This window comes from Micromonospora echinofusca, from assembly GCF_017614955.1.
GTDB lineage: Bacteria > Actinomycetota > Actinomycetes > Mycobacteriales > Micromonosporaceae > Micromonospora > Micromonospora echinofusca_A.
On sequence record NZ_WVUH01000514.1, the window covers coordinates 1 to 3,571 of the forward strand.

Annotated in this window: 3 protein-coding genes; 2 read left to right on the forward strand and 1 reads right to left on the reverse strand. The window is 72.3% G+C overall.

Translation table 11 applies throughout. From position 1 onward, the window contains the following. Positions 1-107: 107 nt before the first annotated feature. Positions 108-554, reverse strand: coding sequence for an SRPBCC family protein (locus GSF22_RS31950; RefSeq protein ID WP_208817633.1), 447 nt, complete (start codon positions 552-554; stop codon positions 108-110). Positions 555-744: 190 nt separating this feature from the next. On the opposite strand from GSF22_RS31950, the gene GSF22_RS31955 reads away from it, so the two are divergent. Next, positions 745-2,076 carry a GH1 family beta-glucosidase gene (locus GSF22_RS31955; RefSeq protein ID WP_208817634.1) on the forward strand — a complete coding sequence of 444 codons (1,332 nt, stop codon included), beginning with the start codon at positions 745-747 and terminating at the stop codon, positions 2,074-2,076. Further along, positions 2,073-3,392 (forward strand): MFS transporter, encoded by a 1,320-nt coding sequence (locus tag GSF22_RS31960; protein ID WP_208817635.1) that lies wholly within the window; start codon positions 2,073-2,075, stop codon positions 3,390-3,392. Before GSF22_RS31955 ends, GSF22_RS31960 begins: the two co-directional genes overlap by 4 nt. Positions 3,393-3,571: the final 179 nt, after the last annotated feature.

Sequence of the window (3,571 nt, forward strand, 5' to 3'; positions counted from 1 at the left end):
CAGTCCCCTGGTCCCCCCGGGTCCCTGTGCCGCCTGCGGCCGTGGGCGGCCGGCCGGACCGGTCGACCGGCCACAGCTCATCCGACTGCGGCCCGTCCGGCGATGGCTCAACCGACTGCGGCGAGGTCGGTCAGCCGAGCCAGCGACTCCTCCAGGTCCGCACCGACCCGCCGCATGCCGAGGCGCAGCAGCGCCGCCTTGACCGGGCCGGCCGGCCAGCGTACGACGATCAGCCGGACGACGGTGCCGCCCTTCTCCTCGTCGGTGGTGAGCTGGACGTAGATCTCGGTGCGGGCCTCGGCGCGGGCGCCCGCCCCCTTGGCCCGTTCCCGCCAGCCGATCAGGGTCGGCTCCTGGAAGGCGATGACCTCCGCCTCGCAGGCCGAACCCCGGCCGGCCTGGACGAGCTGACGACGACCGAACCCCTCCCCGGAGAGCACCTCGGCCTGCCGGACCCCGGCCAGCCAGGCTGGTAGCTGCTCAGCCCGCTGCACGACGTCCCACACCACTTCGATCGGCGCCACCACGTGCGCGCTGCGTTCCACCAGGATCATAGCTTTACGCCTCCATTGAGGACATCTCACCGGTATCACGCACTCTAGGCACAAATTTGGACAAAGGGGTGAAGGCTTCCCTGCGACACGCCGAGCGAATAGAGTCGAACAACTTTCGCGTTGGCGTACCGGTCGATGGTGGGCCGGCGGGCCGGCGCGGACGCCAGCGCGACCGCCGACCGGAGGGCCGATGACCGCCACCCCGCCGCCCCGCTTCCCCGCCGGCTTCCGCTGGGGGGTGTCCACCTCGGCGTACCAGATCGAGGGCGCCGCCGACGCGGACGGCCGGGGACCGTCGATCTGGGACACCTTCAGCCACACCCCGGGGCGGATCGCCGACGGCAGCACCGGGGACGTCGCCTGCGACCACTACCACCGGTACGCCGGGGACGTCGACCTGATGGCCGACCTCGGCGTCTCGGCGTACCGCTTCTCGATCGCCTGGCCCCGGGTGCAGCCGGACGGCACCGGCCCGGTCAACCCGGCCGGATTGGACTTCTACGACCGGCTGGTGGACGCCCTGCTGGCCCGGGGCATCGACCCGGTCGCCACGCTGTTCCACTGGGACCTGCCGCAGGCCCTCGCCGACGACGGCGGCTGGTTCGCCCGGGACACCGCGCACCGCTTCGCCGGGTACGCCGACGCGGTCGCCGCCCGGCTCGGCGACCGGGTCCGGCTCTGGATCACCCTGAACGAACCCTTCGTGCACATGACCTTCGGGTACGGCATGGGCGTGCACGCCCCCGGCGAGGTGCACCTCTTCGGCGCCTTCCCCACCGCCCACCACCAGCTGCTCGGTCACGGCCTGGCGGTGCAGGCGCTACGGGCCCGGACGACCAGCCCGGTGGCGATCGCCAACAACTACTCCCCGGTGTGGCTGCGCGGGGACACCGACGCGGACCGGGCCGCCGGGGCCGCGTACGACGCCCTGCACAACCGGCTCTTCACCGACCCGCTGTTCGGTCAGGGGTACCCGGACGCGCCGGGGGTGGACTCCACGGTGATCCACGACGGCGACCTGGCCGTCATCGCCAGTCCGATCGACGTGCTCGGGGTCAACTACTACAACCCGACCGGTATCCGGGCCGCCGACGCCGACGCGCCTCTGCCGTTCGAACTGGTACCGCTCGACGGCCACCCGACGACCGCGTTCGACTGGCCGGTCGCCCCGGACGGGCTGCACGACCTGCTCACCGGGCTGCACACCCGGTACGGCACGGCCCTGCCCCCGGTCGAGATCACCGAGAGCGGTTGCGCGTACGACGACGTACCCGACGCCGACGGTCGGGTCCACGACCCGGAGCGGATCGCCTACCTGGACGGGCACCTGCGGGCCGTCCGGCGGGCCATGGCCGACGGCGTGGACGTGCGGGGCTACTTCGTCTGGTCCCTGCTGGACAACTGGGAGTGGGCGGAGGGCTTCACCAAACGCTTCGGTCTCGTGCACGTCGACTTCGACACGCAGCAGCGTACGCCGAAGTCGTCGTACGCCTGGTTCCGTGACCTGATCCGCGCGGAATGACCGCCACCGAACCGGCTCCGCAGGTGGCTGCCGGGCCGGCGCTGCCGGCGGCGCTGGCCGAGCCGACCGCGCCGGTGCGGCGGGGCTGGATCGCGTTGATCTTCGCGGCCAACCTGGGCGTCTGGATGGCGTTCTTCACCCCCATCCAGATCCTCCTCCCCCAGCAGGTCGGGCTGATCGCACCGGCCGACAAGGAGGAGATGCTCGCCGTCGTCACCGGCCTCGGCGCGCTCGCCGCGGTGCTCGCCAACCCGCTCGCCGGGGCGCTCTCCGACCGGACCGTCCTGCGGCTGGCCGGCCGTTCGTTCGGCCGGCGGCACGTCTGGACCGTGGGCGGCGCGGTGCTCGGTGCCCTCGCCCTGGTGCTGCTGGCCCGTCAGCAGACCATCGCCGGGGTGGCGGTCGGCTGGGTGGCCGCGCAGATCTGCTTCAACACCATGCTGGCCAGCCTGACCGCCGCCGTTCCGGACCGGGTCCCGGTGGCCCAGCGTGGCGCGGTCTCCGGCTGGGTGGGCATCCCGCAGGCCCTCGGGCTGGTCGTCGGCGCGGTCCTGGTCACCACGCTGGTCACCGGCACCGCCGCCGGCTACCTGGTGGTCGCGGCGGCGGTGCTGCTGCTCGCGCTGCCGTTCACCCTGCTCACTCCGGACGACCCGCTGCCCGCCGGGCACGGGACGGACGCCCCGGCCGGCCGTACCGGCCCCGGACGCCGGCTGTCGGCGCTGGTCACCTCTATGTGGGTCAGCCCGCGCCGGCACCCCGACTTCGCCTGGGCCTGGATCACCCGGTTCCTGGTCCAGATGGGCAACGCCCTCGGCACCCTCTACCTGCTCTACTTCCTGACCGACGAGGTGCACCACGCCGACCCCGAGGGTGGGCTGCTGGTGCTGATTCTGATCTACACCGCCGGGATGACGACCACCGCCGTGGTGGCCGGTCGCCTCTCCGACCGGTTCGGCCGGCGCCGGATCTTCGTGATCGTCTCCGGTCTGGTGATGGCCGGCGCGGCGGTACTGCTCGCGGTCGCCCCGCGCTGGCCGGTCGCCCTGGTCGCCGCCGGCCTGCTCGGTGCCGGGTACGGCGTCTACCTGTCGGTCGACGCCGCGCTCATCACCCAGGTGCTCCCCCGGGCCACCGACCGGGGCAAGGACCTCGGCGTGATCAACATCGCCAACTCGGCGCCCCAGGTGCTCGGGCCGGCCCTGTCCGCCCCGGTCGTGGTCCACCTGGGCGGGTACCCGGCGCTCTACGCGGCCACCGCCGTGGTCACCCTGCTCGGCAGCCTCCTGGTACTGAAGATCCGCTCCGTCCGCTGAGGTGTAAGGAAGGGCCCCTTGTTAACGGATTCGGTAGAGGAAGGGCCCCTTGTTATTGAGCAGTAGCCCAAACATGCCGTGATCGTTGGGTGTGTATGGGTGTTGTGGTGCGTGATACGCGGTCGCTTTCCCCTGCGGCGCAGGAGGATTTGCGTCGCAGGGTGGTGGCGGCGGTCAAG

Bases quoted from the DNA above. Each gene is read 5' to 3' on its own strand.
- GSF22_RS31950 (WP_208817633.1), bottom strand. From the start codon at position 554: ATGATCCTGGTGGAACGCAGCGCGCACGTGGTGGCGCCGATCGAAGTG.
- GSF22_RS31955 (WP_208817634.1), top strand. From the start codon at position 745: ATGACCGCCACCCCGCCGCCCCGCTTCCCCGCCGGCTTCCGCTGGGGG.
- GSF22_RS31960 (WP_208817635.1), top strand. From the start codon at position 2,073: ATGACCGCCACCGAACCGGCTCCGCAGGTGGCTGCCGGGCCGGCGCTG.